This is a genomic window from [Roseibacterium] beibuensis, assembly GCF_039542305.1.
Lineage (GTDB): Bacteria > Pseudomonadota > Alphaproteobacteria > Rhodobacterales > Rhodobacteraceae > Roseibacterium > Roseibacterium beibuensis.
In genome coordinates, this window is the sequence record NZ_BAABHW010000021.1 from 1 (window position 1) to 505 (window position 505).

The window sequence follows — 505 nt, forward strand, 5'->3', positions numbered from 1 at the left end:
GTTTGGACGTGAGTTACCGTCGAGTGGAATGAATGAAAGAGGCTTGGCTATTGCTATGATGTATCATGAGGATGGGCAATATCCGGAAGCAGACAACAGACCTGCTCTAAATGAGCTGCAATGGATTCAATATCAGTTAGACCAGTATGCTTCGGTAGAAGAAGTGGTCAATAATCTAGATCACATAAGATTAGAAAAATCAATGTATGAGCTGCACTATACGGTTTCAGATGCTTCAGGACATACCGTCATCATTGAATTTATTGCTGGAAAGCCACAGGTGATCAAGGATGCACAGTACTTTACGGTAACGAATACCAGCTTCGATAAGTCACTACAATATGCGAACAAATTCAAAGGAACCTCTATATCTAAGCTGTCGAAGCGAGTGAATTCTCTGGACCGTTTTACACTTGCCTATCGCATAGTGGAGAATAAGAGTCTACAGTATGTATCTTCGCAAATTCCGATCAAGGAGGCTTTTACCGTTTTAGAAGAAGTGTCG

Annotated in this window: 1 protein-coding gene; it reads left to right on the forward strand. The window is 41.4% G+C overall.

Annotation, left to right across the window (positions count from 1 at the left end; genetic code table 11):
- Nucleotides 1–28 precede the first annotated feature (28 nt).
- The coding region (locus tag ABD923_RS19105) for a linear amide C-N hydrolase (RefSeq protein WP_345229579.1) at nucleotides 29–505 on the forward strand (477 nt) is incomplete at its 3' end.